The 17,745-nt window shown below is 63.4% G+C and carries 16 protein-coding genes; 9 read left to right on the top strand and 7 right to left on the bottom strand.

The genetic code is table 11. From position 1 onward, the window contains the following. Positions 1-147: 147 nt before the first annotated feature. The gene (gene gspE, locus IEG05_RS07520) at positions 148-1,662 is read right to left on the bottom strand and encodes a type II secretion system ATPase GspE (RefSeq protein WP_014822092.1); all 1,515 of its coding nucleotides are present in this window, start codon (positions 1,660-1,662) and stop codon (positions 148-150) included. A gap of 521 nt (positions 1,663-2,183) precedes the next feature. Here gspE and IEG05_RS07515 point away from each other — a divergent pair. The 3 genes from IEG05_RS07515 to IEG05_RS07505 are packed head-to-tail and all read left to right on the top strand — an operon-like array spanning position 2,184 to position 5,076. Then, positions 2,184-3,305 (top strand): Re/Si-specific NAD(P)(+) transhydrogenase subunit alpha, encoded by a 1,122-nt coding sequence (locus IEG05_RS07515; RefSeq protein ID WP_125860844.1) that lies wholly within the window; start codon positions 2,184-2,186, stop codon positions 3,303-3,305. 13 nt (positions 3,306-3,318) lie between these two features. Further along, on the top strand, positions 3,319-3,636 hold the full coding sequence (locus IEG05_RS07510) for an NAD(P) transhydrogenase subunit alpha part 2 (RefSeq protein WP_003284152.1): 318 nt from the start codon (positions 3,319-3,321) through the stop codon (positions 3,634-3,636). 3 nt (positions 3,637-3,639) lie between these two features. After that, a complete protein-coding gene (locus tag IEG05_RS07505) occupies positions 3,640-5,076 on the top strand; it encodes an NAD(P)(+) transhydrogenase (Re/Si-specific) subunit beta (RefSeq protein WP_023445578.1) in 1,437 nt (478 codons plus the stop codon). 73 nt (positions 5,077-5,149) lie between these two features. On the opposite strand, the gene mdaB is transcribed toward IEG05_RS07505, so the two are convergent. Together mdaB and IEG05_RS07495 are read right to left on the bottom strand one after the other, a co-directional pair. Further along, positions 5,150-5,740 carry an NADPH:quinone oxidoreductase MdaB gene (mdaB, locus tag IEG05_RS07500; protein ID WP_191121828.1) on the bottom strand — a complete coding sequence of 197 codons (591 nt, stop codon included), beginning with the start codon at positions 5,738-5,740 and terminating at the stop codon, positions 5,150-5,152. 120 nt (positions 5,741-5,860) lie between these two features. Beyond that, positions 5,861-6,850 (bottom strand): bile acid:sodium symporter family protein, encoded by a 990-nt coding sequence (locus IEG05_RS07495; protein ID WP_191121827.1) that lies wholly within the window; start codon positions 6,848-6,850, stop codon positions 5,861-5,863. 87 nt (positions 6,851-6,937) lie between these two features. On the opposite strand from IEG05_RS07495, the gene IEG05_RS07490 reads away from it, so the two are divergent. The 6 genes from IEG05_RS07490 (at position 6,938) to IEG05_RS07465 (ending at position 11,256) form a co-directional block, all read left to right on the top strand. After that, positions 6,938-7,738 (top strand): AraC family transcriptional regulator, encoded by an 801-nt coding sequence (locus tag IEG05_RS07490; RefSeq protein WP_180982762.1) that lies wholly within the window; start codon positions 6,938-6,940, stop codon positions 7,736-7,738. 165 nt (positions 7,739-7,903) lie between these two features. Further along, a complete protein-coding gene (locus IEG05_RS07485) occupies positions 7,904-8,104 on the top strand; it encodes a DUF1127 domain-containing protein (RefSeq protein WP_191121826.1) in 201 nt (66 codons plus the stop codon). 108 nt (positions 8,105-8,212) lie between these two features. Further along, positions 8,213-8,530, top strand: coding sequence for a DUF2388 domain-containing protein (locus IEG05_RS07480; RefSeq protein ID WP_023445583.1), 318 nt, complete (start codon positions 8,213-8,215; stop codon positions 8,528-8,530). Between the two features lie 112 nt (positions 8,531-8,642). After that, on the top strand, positions 8,643-8,939 hold the full coding sequence (locus IEG05_RS07475; protein WP_191121825.1) for a DUF2388 domain-containing protein: 297 nt from the start codon (positions 8,643-8,645) through the stop codon (positions 8,937-8,939). Between the two features lie 44 nt (positions 8,940-8,983). Beyond that, positions 8,984-9,304 carry a DUF2388 domain-containing protein gene (locus IEG05_RS07470; protein WP_014822100.1) on the top strand — a complete coding sequence of 107 codons (321 nt, stop codon included), beginning with the start codon at positions 8,984-8,986 and terminating at the stop codon, positions 9,302-9,304. After that, positions 9,301-11,256, top strand: coding sequence for a DUF7844 domain-containing protein (locus IEG05_RS07465; RefSeq protein ID WP_191121824.1), 1,956 nt, complete (start codon positions 9,301-9,303; stop codon positions 11,254-11,256). Before IEG05_RS07470 ends, IEG05_RS07465 begins: the two co-directional genes overlap by 4 nt. A 90-nt stretch (positions 11,257-11,346) precedes the next feature. On the opposite strand, the gene IEG05_RS07460 is transcribed toward IEG05_RS07465, so the two are convergent. From IEG05_RS07460 to IEG05_RS07445, 4 genes are read right to left on the bottom strand one after another with little or no spacing between them, the layout of a single operon-like run. After that, entirely contained in the window at positions 11,347-12,306 is a 960-nt protein-coding gene (locus tag IEG05_RS07460) for a hypothetical protein (RefSeq protein ID WP_191121823.1), read from the bottom strand. Further along, positions 12,297-14,978, bottom strand: coding sequence for a toxin VasX (locus IEG05_RS07455; protein ID WP_191121822.1), 2,682 nt, complete (start codon positions 14,976-14,978; stop codon positions 12,297-12,299). Before IEG05_RS07455 ends, IEG05_RS07460 begins: the two co-directional genes overlap by 10 nt. Continuing rightward, entirely contained in the window at positions 14,975-15,550 is a 576-nt protein-coding gene (locus tag IEG05_RS07450; RefSeq protein ID WP_090522563.1) for a DUF4123 domain-containing protein, read from the bottom strand. The genes IEG05_RS07455 and IEG05_RS07450 overlap by 4 nt, the downstream gene beginning before the upstream one ends. Continuing rightward, the gene (locus IEG05_RS07445) at positions 15,547-17,658 is read right to left on the bottom strand and encodes a type VI secretion system Vgr family protein (protein ID WP_191121821.1); all 2,112 of its coding nucleotides are present in this window, start codon (positions 17,656-17,658) and stop codon (positions 15,547-15,549) included. The genes IEG05_RS07450 and IEG05_RS07445 overlap by 4 nt, the downstream gene beginning before the upstream one ends. Positions 17,659-17,745: the final 87 nt, after the last annotated feature.

Raw genomic sequence — 17,745 nt, 5'->3', positions numbered from 1 at the left:
TCCAACACTGGCGATTGGCGGTCAAGACCGCTCCCACACAGGCAGCACACACACGTGGGAGCGGCCTTGGCCGCGAATGGCGCCACCGTGCAGCGTCGGTCAGGCTGCAGATGCCTCTCCAGGCGAGCCGGAAACAACCCCATCCCCTCACTCCTCACGCGTCACCCGCAGCACTTCCTCGATGGTGGTCACGCCCTCGCGCACCTTGCGCAGGCCGTCGTCGCGGATACTCGGCCCCAGTACCCGAGCGTGACGCAGCATGTCCTGCTCGCTGGCGCGGGTGTGCACCATGGTGCGCAGGGCGTCGTCGAACAGCACCAGCTCATAGATGCCGGTACGCCCGCGGTAACCGAGGCCCCGGCACTGCTCGCAGCCTTCGGCGTGATACAGCGTCGGCGCCTCGGCCAGGCTGGCCCCGAGCAGCTCGCACTCGGCGGCATCGGCGACGTAGGCGCGCTTGCAGTCATTGCACAACACCCGCACGAGGCGCTGGGCCAGCACGCCGAGCAGCGAAGAGGAGATCAGGAACGGCTCGACACCCATGTCCACCAGCCGTGTGACGGCGCCGATGGCGCTGTTGGTGTGCAGCGTGGAGAGCACCAGGTGGCCGGTGAGCGACGCCTGCACCGCCATGTCGGCGGTTTCCTGGTCGCGGATCTCACCGACCATCACCACGTCCGGGTCCTGGCGCAGGATGGCGCGCAGGCCGCGGGCGAAGGTCATGTCGACCTTGGTGTTGACCTGGGTCTGGCCGATGCCTTCGAGGTGGTACTCGATGGGGTCCTCGACGGTGAGGATGTTGCGCGTGCGGTCATTCAACGTGGTCAGCGCGGCGTAGAGCGTGGTGGTCTTGCCCGACCCGGTGGGGCCGGTGACCAGAATGATGCCGTGCGGTTTCTTCACCGCCCGTTCCAGGTGGTCGCGATCCTGCTCGTTCATGCCCAAATGGCGCAGGGTCAGGCGACCGGCCTGCTTGTCCAGGAGACGCAACACCACCCGCTCGCCATTGGCCGAGGGCAGCGTGGAGACACGGATGTCGACCTCGCGGCCGCCGACGCGCAGCGAGATGCGCCCGTCCTGCGGGATACGCTTCTCGGCGATATCCAGCTTGGCCATGACCTTGATCCGCGACACCAGCAGCGCCGCCAGCTCGCGCTTGGGCTGCACCACTTCACGGAGGATGCCATCGACGCGAAAGCGGATCACCAGGCGCTTCTCGAAGGTTTCGATATGGATATCCGAGGCGTTCTCGTTGATCGCCTCGCCGAGGATGGCGTTGATCAGGCGAATGATCGGCGCGTCGTCCTCCTGCTCCAACAGGTCCTCGGTTTCCTGGATCTGATCGGCCAGGCTGGCCAGGTCGAGGTCGTTGCCCAGCCCCTCGACCATCAACATCGCCGCCGAGGAATCGTGCTGGTAGGCGGCACCGAGCGCCTGATCGAAATCAGCCTGCGCTAGCCATTGCATCGGCAGACGCATACCAACGACCCGCTGCGCCTCCTGCACCGCCGTCAGCGCGGCGCCCTCGCGCAGGCCGAGGCGCAGCTCGCCGCCACGCTCCAGCAGGATCACGCCGTGCCGACGCGCAAAGGCGAACGGCAAGCGGCGCTGGGCCGGCTGTTCGAGCAGCGTGGTGACTTCGTTTACATCGAGTTCGGGCATCGTCCAGCTCCACCAGCGATACGCAGCGACCCGACGTCACTGCGTTCGAAACACTCCAATCGGGTCCAACCAGCCTAGTTGGACTACAAGGATTGAATGACATTTCAACGTGCGCGCGTTTTTCCTGCATACCCGACTTAACCCGACACCAAGGTCGGAGATGCTTGGCACCGCTGACGAATACCCTGTCAATGGCGCGTCATTCATGATGCGGCCGTGTCGTGTGCCTGGCGCGGACGAACTGGTCGTACGCAGAACCAAACAGGACGCAATCTGCAGCGAAGCACGGAAAACAGGCAGTCATGCTGCGACCGGCGCGTCAAATACAATCGTTTGATTGAAACAGTTGTTTGATTTTTTCAAGGCTTGCAGAATGCCGCGCCGGGCGATCCGTTTTTGCGCTTCGCCCGGCTGGCTTCACCTGTTCCATACCCCGTCCGCCAGAGCAGCGGGCGGGTGAAAAGCACGTCGGTGCGCGGCTCGCGCAGCACCGGTCATGATCACGCAGGAGAACAACAACAATGCACATCGGTGTTCCTCTCGAAACCCACTCCGGGGAAACGCGCGTCGCCGCGACCCCGGAAACCGTCAAGAAACTGATCGGCCAAGGGCACCGGGTGACGCTGCAAAGCGGCGCCGGGTTGCTTTCCAGCGTGCCGGACAGCGCCTATGAAGCGGTCGGCGCAACCATCGGCGATGCGGCCGCGGCCTTTGCCGCCGAGCTGGTGCTGAAGGTCAATGCGCCGGACGATACCGAACTGGCGCAGATGCAGTCCGGCAGTGTGCTGCTGGGCATGCTCAACCCGTTCGACAACGCCTGTATCGCGCGCATGGCTGCCCGCGGCGTCACCGCCTTCGCCCTGGAGGCCGCGCCGCGTACGTCCCGTGCACAGAGCCTGGACGTGCTCTCGTCGCAGGCCAACATCGCCGGCTACAAGGCGGTGCTGGTCGGTGCCCATCACTACCCGCGCTTCATGCCGATGCTGATGACCGCCGCCGGTACGGTGAAGGCCGCACGTGTGCTGATCCTCGGTGCCGGTGTCGCCGGGCTGCAGGCCATCGCCACAGCCAAGCGCCTGGGTGCAGTGGTCGAGGCTTCGGACGTGCGTCCGGCGGTGAAGGAGCAGATCGAATCGCTCGGCGCCAAGTTCGTCGACGTGCCGCTTGAGACCGACGAGGAGCGCGAATGCGCCGAAGGCGTCGGCGGCTATGCGCGGCCGATGCCGGCCTCGTGGATGGCGCGTCAGGCGCAGGCGGTGCATGAACGTGCGCTGCAATCGGACATCGTCATCACCACCGCACTGATCCCGGGCCGCAAGGCGCCGACGCTGCTGCAGGAAGCCACCGTCGAGCAGATGAAGCCCGGCTCGGTGATCGTCGACCTGGCAGCCGGCCACGGCGGCAACTGCCCGCTGACCGAGATCGACCAGGTGGTGGTTCGCCACGGTGTAACCATCGTCGGCCACGCCAACCTGGCGACGCTGGTAGCGGCCGACGCCTCGGCGCTGTACGCCCGCAACCTGCTGGATTTTCTCAAGCTGGTCATCGACAAGGACGGCCAGTTCCAGCTCAACCTCGAAGACGACATCGTCGCCGCGTGCCTGATGTGCCGCGACGGCCAGGTCGTGCGGACCAACGGTTAAGGGAGACGCGAACATGGATCTGATTTCGGACGGCATCTACAACCTGATCATCTTCGTGCTGGCGATCTACGTCGGCTACCACGTGGTCTGGAACGTCACCCCGGCCCTGCACACCCCGCTGATGGCAGTCACCAACGCGATTTCGGCGATCGTCATCGTCGGCGCCATGCTGGCCGCAGCGCTCACCGTCACCCCGCTGGGCAAGGCCATGGGCACCCTGGCCGTGGCGCTGGCCGCGGTCAACGTGTTCGGGGGCTTCCTGGTCACCCGCCGCATGCTGGAAATGTTCAAGAAGAAGGACCGCAGTGCGGCCAAGGCGGAGGGCAAGTAAGCCATGAGCATGAACCTGATCACCCTGCTCTATCTGGTCGCCTCGGTGTGCTTCATCCAGGCACTGAAGGGGCTGTCCCACCCCACCACCTCACGACGCGGCAACCTGTTCGGCATGATCGGCATGGGGCTGGCGGTACTGACCACGGTCGGCCTGATCTTCAAGCTCGGCAGCGAGCTGGCCACCGCCGGCATCGGCTACGTGATCGTCGGTCTGCTGATCGGCGGCAGCGTCGGCACCGTCATGGCCAAGCGCGTCGAGATGACCAAGATGCCCGAGCTGGTCGCCTTCATGCACAGCATGATCGGCCTGGCCGCGGTGTTCATCGCCATCGCCGCCGTCGTCGAGCCGCAGTCGCTGGGCATCGTCGAGCAGATCGGCTACGCGATTCCGGTGGGTAACCGCCTGGAGCTGTTCCTCGGCGCGGCCATCGGTGCCATCACCTTCTCCGGTTCGGTGATCGCCTTTGGCAAGCTGTCCGGCAAGTACAAGTTCCGCCTGTTCCAGGGTGCCCCGGTGGTATTCAAGGGCCAGCACATGGTCAACCTGGCCGTGGGCCTGGCGATCGTCGGCCTGGGCCTGGTCTACACCTTCACCGGCAACCTGACCGCCTTCGCCATCCTGGTGGCGCTGGCGTTCGTCATCGGCGTGCTGATCATCATCCCCATCGGCGGTGCGGACATGCCGGTAGTGGTGTCGATGCTCAACTCGTATTCGGGCTGGGCGGCCGCCGGTATCGGCTTCTCGCTGAACAACTCGATGCTGATCATCGCCGGCTCACTGGTGGGCTCGAGCGGCGCGATCCTCTCGTACATCATGTGCAAGGCGATGAACCGCTCGTTCTTCAACGTGATCCTCGGCGGCTTCGGTGCCGACGCCGATGCCGGCGGCCCGGCGGGCGCCCAGCTGGAACGCAACGTGAAGTCCGGTTCGGCCGACGATGCCGCCTTCCTGCTGACCAACGCCGACACCGTGATCATTGTGCCTGGCTACGGCCTGGCGGTGGCCCGCGCGCAGCACGCGCTGATGGAACTGGCCGAGAAGCTGACGCACATGGGCGTGACCGTGAAGTACGCGATCCACCCGGTCGCCGGCCGCATGCCGGGGCACATGAACGTGCTGCTGGCCGAAGCCGAAGTGCCTTACGAGCAGGTGTTCGAAATGGAGGACATCAACTCCGAGTTCGGCCAGGCCGACGTGGTGCTGGTGCTCGGCGCCAACGACGTGGTCAACCCGGCGGCCAAGACCGATCCGAAGTCGCCGATCGCCGGCATGCCGATCCTCGAGGCGTACAAGGCCAAGACCGTCATCGTCAACAAGCGCTCCATGGCCAGCGGCTATGCCGGCCTGGACAACGAGCTGTTCTACATGGACAAGACCATGATGGTCTTCGGCGACGCCAAGAAGGTGGTCGAGGATATGGTCAAGGCCGTGGAGTGATCGCCTCGCGCTGAAACGAAAAACCCCTCCCGGCCCTTGCCGCGAGGGGTTTTTTCTTTGCCTGACGCGAAGGTCAGACACTGAAGCCGAACACCTCGCCCAGGTGCCGCCGATAGCGTGCGACATCCGCCTTGATCTGCGGCCGTTTCATCACATCGACACTGAGGAAGGTCGGCAAGCCCTGCATGCCGAGAAACTCGTTGGCCTTGTGAAACGGCAGGTAGACGGCATCCACGCCCTTGCCGGCGAAGAAATCGCTGGGGTCGTCGAAGGCCTGCTGCGGCGCGTTCCAGGTGGCGGAAATCATGTAGCGTTTGCCCTGCAGCAGACCGCCGCTACCGTACTTCTGCGACGCATCGGAGCGGGTGCGGCCGTCGTTGGCGTAGAGGCTGCCGTGGCCGGCGGTGAACACCTCGTCCAGGTACTTCTTCACCGTCCAGGGCGCGCCCATCCACCAGCCAGGCATCTGGTAGATCAGCGCATCCGCCCAGAGAATCTTCTCGACCTCCTGCTGCACGTCGTAGCCGGCGTCGATCTCGGTGGTGCGGACCTCGAAGCCGGCCGCGGTCAGGGTTTCGATGGCTGCCTGATGCAGCGTGGCGTTGTACTGGCCGGCCGAGTGGGCGAAGGCCTTGCCGCCGTTGAGTAGCAGAATCTTCTTCATGGGAATGCCTCAGCAACAGAATGGCGCGCAGCTTAGCCACCCCTGCGCACCGCTCCCAGACCGTAACGGGCAAATGATCTTTGCGCTGCAGTCACGAATCCGCCGCTGATTGGCTTCGAGTCAGCCCGCTTTTGCGACCGCTGTTGTTTCTGGTCGCGACGCATAGCGCTGCGCCAGTACCGCGCATACCATCAGCTGAATCTGGTGAAACAGCATCAATGGCAGGATCAGCGTGCCCAGCGCACCGCCGGCGAACAGCACCTGCGCCATGGGGATGCCGGTGGCCAGGCTCTTCTTCGAGCCGGCGAAGAGAATGGTGATGCGGTCCTCCAGATCGAAGCCCAGCCAGCGCGCCGCTAGCCAGGTAATCAGCAGGGCCAGCGCCAGCAGCAGACAGCAGGCCAGCACCAGACCCAGCAGCTGCGGCAGCGGCACCTGCTGCCAGATGCCCTCGACCACCGCATGGCTGAATGCGGTGTAGACCACCAGCAGGATAGAGCTCTGGTCGACGTTCTTTAGCCAGCCCTTGTTGCGCGCCACCCAGTCGCCAATCCAGCGCCGCACGATCTGCCCGGCGATGAACGGCAGCAGCAGCTGCACGACGATCTTGCCGATGGCATCCAGCGTCGAGCCGCCTTCGCCCTGCGCGCCCATCAGCAGCAGTACCAGCAGCGGCGTGAGGAAGATGCCGATCAGGCTGGAAGCCGCCGCGCTGCATACCGCCGCAGGGATGTTGCCGCGCGCCAGCGAGGTGAAGGCGATGGCCGACTGCACCGTGGCCGGCAAGGCACAGAGGTAGAGCATGCCCAGGTACAGTTCGGCGCCGATCATCGGCGTCAGCAGCGGGCGCAGCGCCAGCCCGAGCAGCGGGAACAGCACGAAGGTGCAGCTGAACACCAGGAGATGCAGGCGCCAATGGCCCATGCCGGCGAGGATCGCACTGCCCGAGAGCTTGGCGCCGTGCATGAAGAACAGCAGGCCGATGGCCAGGTTGGTGATCCACTCGAATACCGCCACGCCCTGCCCCCGCGCTGGCAGCAGCGTGGCGATGGCCACCGCACCGAGCAGGGCCAGAGTGAAGTTGTCCGGTAACAGGCGAGGTCTGGCCATGGGCGCTCCTGATTGTGTGGCTTGCGGCAGGTTGCCAGCGAGTCTACTGTCGCGCTGCATATCCGACTAACGCCATAAGCCAGACAAATGTCGAGAAAAGGACAAAGCAGTTTCGTGCAACGCAGCATCCCAGCCATGGATGCACTGCCGCGCCCGCTCTTCGCCCGCAGCGAATCCCTGGCTGAACGAACCACCACGCCACGCCACCGCCATCCCTGGGCACAGCTGTCCTACGCCATCAGCGGCGTGCTGCGCGTGCATACCGAGCGCGGGCGCTTTCTCGCTCCGCCGCAGCGCGCCATCCTGATTCCGCCGGGCCTGCTGCACGAGGTGATCAGCTCGCCGCACACCGAGATGCGCAGCCTGTACATCGACCAGCGCGCCGTGGCCTGGGCGCCCGAGCATTGCCAGGTGCTCGCGGTCAGCCCACTGCTGCGCGAGCTGATCCGCGCCTTTGGCGCGCTGCCGGCGGAGTATGACGAGCAAGGTGCCGAAGGCCGCCTGGCAGCGGTGCTGCTGGACCAGCTGCGGGCGGCGCCGGCAATCGGCTATTCCCTGCCCTGGCCCGGGGATGCCCGGCTTCGTCAGCTGTGCGAAGCGCTCTATGAGCAGCCCGATCTTTCACTCAGCCTGAAGCAATGGAGCGAGCGCCTCCAGGTCTCGGAGAAAACCCTGACCCGCCAGTTCCAGCGTGACACCGGCCTCAGCTTCCGCGCCTGGCGCCAGCGTCTGCGCCTGCTCAGCGCGCTCCCTTTGCTGGAGCAGGGCCAGCCGGTTACCGATGTCGCGCTGGCCTGCGGCTACGAATCCACCTCGGCGTTTATCGCCGCGTTCGGTCAACAGTTCGGCACCACACCAGGCGCTCTGGCACGCACACCGGACCGATAATCAGCGCAGCGAAAACAGTTGGCACGTTCGCGACCAATACAGTTGCATCCATTTCTGGAACTGCACCGGCACAATCGAGAATCCCTGTGGCTGTTGCACTTGGCTGACGCGCGCGATCCTGTTCTCCCATAACCCGTACCCGGTCACACCGGGAAGGAGCGCAGCATGGATCGCACGCTGTCTTGTCCGTATGTCGCCACCCGCGCCCGCCGCAACTGGCTACAGCTGCTGCAAGTATTGCAGCGCTGGCAACGCAACTACCGTACCCGCCAGCAACTGGCGCAGCTTGACGACCGCCAGCTGGCGGATGTCGGCATCAGCCATAGCGACCGCTCGGCAGAGCTGGACAAGCCGTTCTGGCGCTGAGGCATTCCGCGCCCACCGATTCGAGCCTATGCTGCGTGCTACAAAGCCGCAGCAACGGGAACGTCGCACCCATGGCGCGGTCTAGAGCCTCACCACTGGAGATCTGCCATGTCCCGAATCCTGCTCCCCTTCTTCGCTGCCGGCTTGCTGCTGAGCGGCGGCGCGTCCGCTGCCAGCTTCACCGCTACCACCGACATGGTGGTCGGCGGCCTGATCAATACCGTGGACGCAACCTCGGACCTGACCTCGTCGCTGCGCGACGACAAACTGGTGCTCGATGCTCGCGACGATGCGGCGCGTTTCGTTGCCAGCCAGGGCGATCTGCGCGGCGCCCACCTCGAAGCGGCGCTGCGCCACATTCGTAGCCAGCAGCCAGAGCTGGGCGCCAGCGATCTGCAACTGGCTCAGGCGATTCTGGCGCTCTGATGCGTGCAGCAGCGCATGAGCGCTGCTGCAACCTGCGGAAGCAACCGGGCGCTGGCTCTACAGCCGGCGTTTCGCTAGCCTTGGCGCCGTTTTTCCCGGCAACAGGTTCCGCATGCGTTCGTATTCAATCGTTCTCTTATTTCTCGGCCTCACAGCTGGCGCCGCCCAGGCTTTCGATGTCACCACCGCAGGTGTCGTGCAGACCAGCTACGTCAGCAGCCAGCTGACCAGTGCTCCCTTCGACAACAAGCTGATCGCCGAGGCCCGCGAAGACGCGGCCGGCTTCGTCGCCAGCGAAGGCCAGCTCGACGCGGCTCGCCTGCAAGCGGCCATGGCGCGGCTGCGCCAGGAACACCCGGAGCTTGCCGCCAGCGACCTGGAACTGGCCGAAGCGATCCTCGTCCAATAATCGCACCGGCCTGCCGGTGCCCCGACCGTGAGAGATTCCAACCGATGAACAAGCTATTGCTCGCCGCCCCGCTGGCGCTGGCCGTCGCCGCGGGCACAGCCCAGGCACAGACCCTCGTCGCCACCAGCAACATCGTCGTGCGTGCCCTGGACCGAAGCATCAATTTCACCTCCGATGTGACCAGCCGCATCAGTGACATGAAGGTCGTCGTCGAAGCGCGTGAAGACGCCGCCAGCTTCGTCGCCAGCGCCGGCGAGATTCGCGGTGCGCATCTGGAAGCCGCGATCGGCACCCTGCGCAGCGAACTCCCTGCAGCGCGCAATGCCAGCGACCTGCAACTGGCCGAAGCCATCCTCGCCCTGTGATACGCCCCGGCGCCTGGCTGCTGGCAGGCTGCCTGAGCCTTGCTGCAGGTGTAGCCCAGGCCGACCTGCGCCTGGTTCTCGACTCACGCACACTGGACGCCGAGCAACGCGCCGCCAGCCAGGCGCTGCTGGACGAAGCCATGGCCGCACTGCCACCCCGCCTGGTGCAGAGCCTCGATCGCGAGGTGCGCGTGCAGTGGCGCGATGATCTGCCGGAACAGGCCTATGGCCGCGCCGGTGGCAATCGCCTGGAACTCAACCGCCGCCTGCTGCCGGCGCTCACCAACGGCAGCGCTGCCGAGGAAAAGACCAATCGACCCCACGGCACGGTGCGCCGCGAGCTGCTCGCCACGGTCACTCACGAAGTGGCGCATCTCTATGACCGCGCGCGCCTGTGGTCGCCCAGTGAGCACCTGTTGCAGGGCCAGTGCCGTCAGCGCGCCAGCCACCTCGGGCAGGTCGGCCTGCCGGATCACTGCCGGGGACAGATCGACCGCCGCTTCACCTTCAGCGATGAGCCGCGCCTGCTCGATCTGGCCGGCTGGCCACAACGCGTCGGCAAGCGCGGCCTGCGTGAACAGGAAAACGCGCAGCTGGCGCGCAGTCCCGATCCGTACGAGCTGACCAGCCCGCTGGAATTCGTCGCGGTGAACCTCGAATACTTCCTGCTTGACCCCAGCTACGCCTGCCGTCGCCCGTCCCTGCACCGCTACTTCAGCGAACACTTCGGCTGGGCACCGGATGCCGCTGCCGATTGCACCGATAACTACCCGTTTCTCAACGCCGGTCGCGAGTTCGGCCGCACGCCACTGCTGAGCCTCGATCCGTCACGCGTCTACGAGGTCGACTACCTGTTCGCCGAAGCCAACGAGGCCTGGGTCAGCCGCTGGGGCCACAGCATGCTGCGCCTGGTGATCTGCGCGCCCGATCGGGAGCCCGGTCCCGCTTGTCGGCTGGATCTGGACCACCACCTGGTACTGTCCTTCCGCGCCTTCGTCGATGATGTGCAGCTGTCCAGCTGGGACGGTCTCACCGGCGTCTATCCCTCGCGGCTGTTCATCCTGCCGCTGGGTCAGGTGATTGACGAATACACCAAGGTGGAGCTGCGCGGGCTGGCCTCGGTGCCGCTGAAACTGCAGCGAGACGAGATCCGCGCACTGGTCGAGCGCAGCGCCGAATTGCACTGGAGCTATGACGGCGACTACTACTTCCTGTCCAACAACTGCGCGGTGGAAACCCTCAAGCTGCTGCGCAGCGGAACCGCACGCGACGAACTCGTCGCCCTGGACAGCATCATGCCCAACGGGCTGCTGGAGGTGCTGGTCCACCGCGGCCTGGCCGACGCCAGCGTGCTCGACGACCCCCGCGAGGCGCTGCGCCTGGGCTATCGATTCGACTCCTACCGCGACCGCTATCAGGCCATGTTCGCGATCCTCAAGGAGCGCCTCGGTCTGCCGCAGGACAGCGTCGAGCAGTGGCTGGAACTCAGTGCCGCCGAACGCCAGCCGTGGATCGACCGCGCCGACCTGCGCGCCGCTGCTGCTTTGCTGTTGGTCGAACAGGCCGCCCTGCGCCGCCAGCTACTCCTTGCCCAGGATGAACTGAAGAACCGCTACCTCGGAGGCCGCGGGCGCGACGCCAGCCTGAACAAGGCCGACGTCGCCTTGCAGGAAATCCTCGCCAACAGCGGCTACCTCAGCCGTCCCGCCGAACTGCTCGACGGCCAAGGCTACGGCCTGCCACAACCCAGCGAATGGACCCGCCTCGAACGCGAAAGCGAACAACGCCAACTGCGCCTGAATCAGCTGAGCGAAGAGCTGGACCAGGAAGTCCGGGTGCTGCTGGGGGACGAGCGGCGGGAGGAACTCGAAGCGATCGAAGTGAACCTGGCGCAGATCGGCGAGCATCTGCGCGGGTTGCACAAGGCTGGGGGTGGGTTGGAGTTGCCGTGAGAAATTACGTTTCGGTAGTAAGCAAATTAGCCAAACAACTCAATTGCAGTAATCGGACAACTACCTCTTCCGTCGGGTACGAGGGTTAGTTCACACGTCCAATCCCCGCTCTCGCTCCAGGTCGATCAGTCGCGTAGTTGGGCCATCAGCTTGCAGACGTTCGGTGACAATCTGCGGCCAGCGATTGCGCGAGCGACGTTTGGCAATTCTATAGGTGTACTCGTGTAGCCAGCTCGTCGGGTAAGACAGCACTTCCCAAGCCAGCATGAAAGCATCGGTCCACTCCAGGTAGTTCTTTCCGCCGTTGGCGGCTTTCTTCTCGGCTATCTTGGCCAGTGTCAATGAGTGCCAGTCAGTGCCTTTGATAGTGCCGGCCTTGAGCATTTCCTTGATATAGGCATCCGAATCGCTGCGTTGGCCGTTTTCATCAAACCAGGGGCCGTTGTCCATATAGGCACGCAGCCATTCCCAGAAGCCTTTTTGCATTTGCAACGTCTTGCCCATGGGCAGCCCGAGACTGACTAGCAGCGCCTTATCCGGTTCCCCCAACCGGCGCACCAGAACTTCCAGCGAAGCGTTACGCATACCGCCGGTATGGGGGCCGACCATCACGTACTCACCGGCCAGCGCTTGAATACCATCCCATGGGCTGTGGTAGAGCTCACCGTTGTGATCGAAATAGACCTCGCGGGTACGGCGGTTGAAGAGGATTGGCAGGGGGAGAGGGCGGCGGGTTTCCCAGAGAAAAGGGACGATGAAGAAAATGACAGCCAATGCCAGTCCCATCCAAACGCCTTCTATCTTCCCAGTCAGGATCAAAATGGCACTCATGAGAATTGTGGCTACTCCTCCAACACCGCCCATTACTCCAGTAAGCATTCCCCTATCAGTATCGCCTCCTGCCTTTAAGGCCAGATAGTGTTCGGTATGTTCTTCGGTAACGAACATCTCCCAAGGCTTTTCCCCCGTGGACTGGTCGGCGCGCAACAGTACACTGGGCGCTTGTCCGAAGCGGGCGCGGGCTTGCTGGATCAGGTCGCTTACAGCCACGCGAGTTCCTTGATTTCAATAGGTGGCAGGGTCAGGCCTTCAATGGGCGAATAGCTTAGTTCGCCATGAATGGCATCGAGTTCGTCGCCGTTTTTTTCATGGTAAACGCGGCGGTAGACTGCAACCCCTGGTTCGGTTCTGACTTGAGTACCGCCGTGATGATCAAAATCTTTGCCCGTCCATTCCACGGCCTTGCGGGTGCCGCCGAAGCCCAGAAAGGTGCCCCAGGTTTCGTGCCCTTTGAAGTGGATCATCTCGTCGGTTAGGGTATCCCTGCCCGGTAGGCGCAGTAGTACATAGGTGATGGTCTGCATGCCGCGATAGGGGTTCAGCTCGTTGAGACGATAAGCCTGGAAGCTGATGGGGAAGACGATTCTATAAAGCTCGGTCATCGATTGCTCGTAACTATCGGCCCAGTCGGCAGGGCGGATGCCAAAGCGGGTGCGCTTGACCCAGGTTTCCAGTGGCGTGTCTTGCGTGTATTGCCGGGCGATGACCCCGCCGACAATCAGCAAGGTCCAGCCCAGTGCGCGGGTGGCCAGGTGCGGGACTACGCTAACACCTCGTCCGATAGCCGCAGTCTCGCCAGCGATCACCGCCGCTCGGGCGGCGCGTATGGCTCGAAAACTCTGCACGTACAGCCGCAGGTTGGCGGCGGAGGCCAGGGTAAGTCCGGCATTAATATTCGCGGTATCGATATCACCGGCTTGATAGGACTCCAATGCCTCAATACTGAAGACCATTACATCAAAGCCTGAGGTGACGGATTGCCATAAAGCGGTTCTCGCTCCGACGCCCAGGGCTTTGGTCAGAGCTGCTTGTGACGAGAGAGAATGGGAACCTGCAATCTTGGTGGTTGCTTCCCAGTCTACTTCGGCAACTTTTTGTGCTATTGCGGATGTAGCAGAGGCAACGCCAAAAGCTCCTCCTGTAAAACTCAGCCAGCTTTTACCTGACTGTTTTTCAGTCAGCTGTGCCCCACCCCAAAAAAAATTCATTCCGGCGACTAGAGCCACCAGACACTTTACCGGAGCCTTTTCCATCGCTCCTTTGCTAAGGTCGAGCATTCCCTTGAGATTGACGTCGGCTGCCAAGTGCCCGGTCAACGCGGGCAGGTCTTTGGCCGGTAGCAGTCGGAAGAACGGCAAGGCATCACTGACCGCAACGCTCAGTTGTGTGGGTCTGAGTTTGGCGGGCAGTTGGGGCCGTGTGCCCATCAGGTCGCTCATCCACTCCCCGACTTGGCGCCGACTGACGACCTCGATAGCCAGACGCTGCTGACTACGCGCCAGCGCGGCAGCCAGGTAGAGGCGTCCGGCAGCCTTGGTGCCATCATTGGCTTGTTGCAGACCCACCCCAGCAATTGGGGCTAGGGCGGTGAACAGCGCTTCCAGTGCTGATCCCTGAATATGGCGGGCCAGTTTTTCGGCCGCTAGGTTAAGCAGTTCCGCCACCTTGCGTGCTTCGGCCAGGGCACTGGCACCATTATCTCTGGCGCCATCAGCCAGCCCGACAATGGTGTTGATCTCGCCAATACCCAGGCGTTTACCCAGACCCAATAGTGACCAGACCAACCAGGGTTTACCTGCCTGTTGCTGAAGCGTAAAAGCATTGGCGATGGCCTGCGCGCCAGGACCCGTTGTCGCTGGGCCAAGGCAGGCAGCGGCGAAGTGCAGCTCTAGCTCCGTTCGTGGGGCCGGTTGGGTAATGTCGAAGTGACCGCAGGCAGTGTCTAGGCTGGCGGGGCCACGCTGTGCCAGGGTATTGAACCAGGCCGACCAGAGTTCACTGAGACGACGCACATCAGCAGTGTATGCATTCTCTTCCTGAGCTTGCTCCTGCCAAGCGGTTTGCAATTTGCGGTAATTGGTCATGCTGCGTAGCTGACCGCCAATTTGCGAGTCGCTCTTGGCCAGAGACTTGAGCACACCGGCCATGGCCCAATCTTCGCCACGGACTTCCCGGGTGACGTTGAAAGCTTGTTGGCGCGCGCGGAGCAATTCAGCCAGATCCAGTAGTACGCCCCAGGGATCGTCGATCAGGGCATAGGACTGTTGTTCGCAGCGTTGCATATCTTCCAGCAGTTGTGGCCAGGCTGGGCGGTGGGATGTGGATGGTTCGCAGCTCCAGCCATACCAGTTGGCGTCCATGTAGTCGCCGATGCGTTCGTGGACAGTGCGAGCCTGGCCGCTGAAGGGTGCGGCGCCAGGAGTGATGGTACGCATCACGCGTTGGCGCACCTCTGGTTTGTTTTTGGCTGCCGCGAATGACGCATCGACCCATTGCTGCGGCGACCAGACCAACATCGCGGGTGTTCCGGCAGGGAGAAGCAGGTAGGGCAAGCTGCGTCCGTCAATGACTTTCCCGCCACGGGCTGTCTGGGAAAAGGTAGCCTGGCTGACGCGGTACTCGACTAATTGCTGCATGGTGCTTTGCCAAACGTATAACCAGCCATCACGCAAAAGGCGGGCGGTGTAGTTAAGCGGACGGCCTTGCAGGGGCTCGAAGTAATCACCGATGGCCGGGAAGTTGCCCTGCAGTGCGGGCAAATCATAGGCGGCGGTATCCACCGCCAGTGTTGGCCCGAGCGCATAGCGCAACGGCAGGACGGCGCTAAGCAGTGGGCAGGCGGCTACCGTCAAGCTGGCTGGTGCGGTGGTTTGAGCGGTCATAGAGCCGCCTCCTGTGCCGTGTCGCCCTGTTTGGCAAGTGCTTCCAGCAGCGGCCAGTCAAGTGTCAGTTGGGCCGCGATCCCCTGACTGGTCGGGGCGCCGTCTTTTTCTGGGTGTTCATTGTTCCAGGCACAGAAATTTGTGCCCTTGTAATGGAGCCAGATACGGGCGATGCGATGCCAGAAACCCTCTGGCCATTGCGCCTTGCTTTGCCACGCTTGGTACAAAGGGCGGGCGTCAGCAAAGCGCAACCAGAGCTCGCGGTGTTCTGGGGTAAAGATGCGCAGACGGCGCTGCAGAATGCGGTGTAGTTCTTCCACTGAGGCATCGCTTTCCAGCCAAACGCTGTCCTTAACTCCACTGCCGTGCTTCCAGGCTTCATAGGCTGGGCTACCCATGGGGGCATCCAGCAGGATAGGCCCTGCCTCAGCGATTGCCTCATAGGGAGTGTTGAGCAGTAAAGGCCAGGGCTGATGGCTGGGGAAGGTCTGATAGAGCCAGGCCGTTGCGTTTTCATACCGCGCACCGTCTAGCAGAATGGCGCCATTGCCTGTGATCGTGGGCGCGCTCATACCTTGGTCTCCTGCTGTGCTTTGGCCGCCTCGCATAGTTCGCATACGCCCGCTCGAGTACTGCGAAATAGCAGGTTTTGCTTAAGCAAGGCTTCCAGCGGTACACCCGCCTTATCCGCATCCGCCGGCTTGGCCTTCCCAGGCAATATCGGCGCCGCACCAGAGCCTTTGCCTGAACTCCCTCCCGAGTTCATCCTGATCACTGGCCCGACCATCGTCACGCTGCTGGCATCGAGCTTGATAAAGCTGCCACCAGCCTTGAAGGTCAGTTCACTTCCGGCTTCCAGTACAACCTTGAGGCCGCTGGAGAGGTGGATTTCGTTGCCCGCCTCGATGAATTGCCCGGTGCCGATCTTCAGGTGCTGGGTATTGCCCACGGTGAGGTGGTCGTTGGCGCGGATTTCGGTATTGCGGTCGGCGTGGGTGGTGCGGTGTTCTTCGGCGCGGAACTCGCTGTAGCTGTTGGCCTCCACCGTGTCGTGACGTTCGTGGCCGACGCGGATCTTCTGGTCGTGCTCGATGTTCTCGTCCCAGTCGCGCTGGGCGTGGACGTAGATCTGTTCGGCGCCCTTGCGGTCTTCGATGCGCAGTTCGTTATAGCCGCCACCGCCCGGGCTGCTCAGGGTCTTGAAGACGCTGCGGGTCTTGTTGGCCGGCAGGTCGTAGGGGACCTGGTGTTCCTTGTGGTACAGGCAACCGGTCACCAGCGGCTGGTCGGGGTCGCCTTCGAGGAAGGTCACCAGCACTTCCATGCCGACCCTCGGAATGGCGATGCCGCCGTAGCGGTCGCCGGCCCAGCTGGAGCTGACGCGCAGCCAGCAGCTGGTCTTGTCGTCGGCCTGGCCTTCACGATCCCAGTGAAATTGAACGCGTACTCGGCCGTACTCGTCGCAGTGGATTTCTTCGCCGGCCGGGCCGGTAACCACGGCGGTCTGGCTGCCGAGAACCTTCGGCTTCGGATGCTTCAGAGCCGGGCGGAAGGGGATGTCCCAGGGGGTGGCAGTGAATTGGTTGCGGTAGCCTTGTTGGAAGTGGGAGCTGGTAAGAGCCCCCTCACCCCAGCCCTCTCCCCATAGGGGAGAGGGGGCCAGTCCGTGGTGAGCTGGGACATTGGTAATTGACTCCTCCAACACCTGCGGCTGCTTGCCTTCATGCAGCACTTCGGCCAGCAGCCAGAGCTGGTTCCAGTCGCTGCGGGGGTGTTCGGTGAGCGGGAGGAAGTGCCCGCTCGCCAGCTGCGGCTGGTCGCTTTCGCCTTCGGCCAGTTCGTAGTCGTGGCGGTGGCGCTCCAGGGCGCGTTGCGACAGGTGCTTGCCGCGGGCGCGCTCGGTGAAGCGGCCGGGGTAATCGTAGTCTTCAAGGTCGGGCTGGAAGTCGCTATGAAACGCGGCCTCCATGGTCAGACGTGGCTTCTCGAAATCGTAATCGCGGCGCGTGAGCCGGCTGGTACGGGTTTCCAGGCGCAGGCCGAAGCGCTTGATCACCGGCTGGTCGGCGACCAGACCGCTGTCCTGCTGATAGGCGGTGGCAGCGAGCCTGGGGAAGACGGTCTGGTCATCACCGAAGACCAGGGCATGACCGGCCGCGCTGTGCTGGAAGTGATAGTGGATGCCCTCTTCCTCGCACAGGCGCTGGATGAAGTGCAGGTCCGATTCGTCGTACTGCACGCAATATTCGCGCGGCGGGTAGATCATCGGGCCAAGCCCGAAGCGGTAGGCATCGGCCTGGATACCGTGTTCATCAAGCACCTGGGCGACGATCTGCGGCACGCTGAGGTGCTGGAAGATGCGCTGGTTGGTCCTGTGCGCAAGGTAGGCCAGCTGCGGCACGAGCGTAAGGCGATAGCGGGTCAGGCGCTGGCCGGATTCACCTTGGGCGGCTTGATGCACCAGCCCGTGGATGCCGCTGCCGTCCGGGGCGAAGGCGAGGAAGGCCGGGCGATGCAGCAGGCGTTCCAGATCCAGATCGGGGTGCTCGCTGACCAGTTCCAGGTCGAAGCGATAGGGCTGGCTGATGGCCTCGCGGCCCTGGAATTCGAGCACTTTGAAGTCGTGCTCGATGCCTTCGAGGGAAAGCGTGAAGTGGGCCTGGTTGGCTGGGGCGAACATCCATGTTCCTCCTGTTCAGTCCATGTATCAGCGCATGGGCGCTTGCGGAGCCCCGTGTAACACAGGCCGGCCGCTCTAGAATGCATG

The sequence above is a fragment of the Stutzerimonas kunmingensis genome (genome assembly GCF_014764705.1).
GTDB lineage: Bacteria > Pseudomonadota > Gammaproteobacteria > Pseudomonadales > Pseudomonadaceae > Stutzerimonas.
Note: the sequence above shows the minus strand (reverse complement) of the source record. Positions and strands in the feature narration are given on the sequence as shown.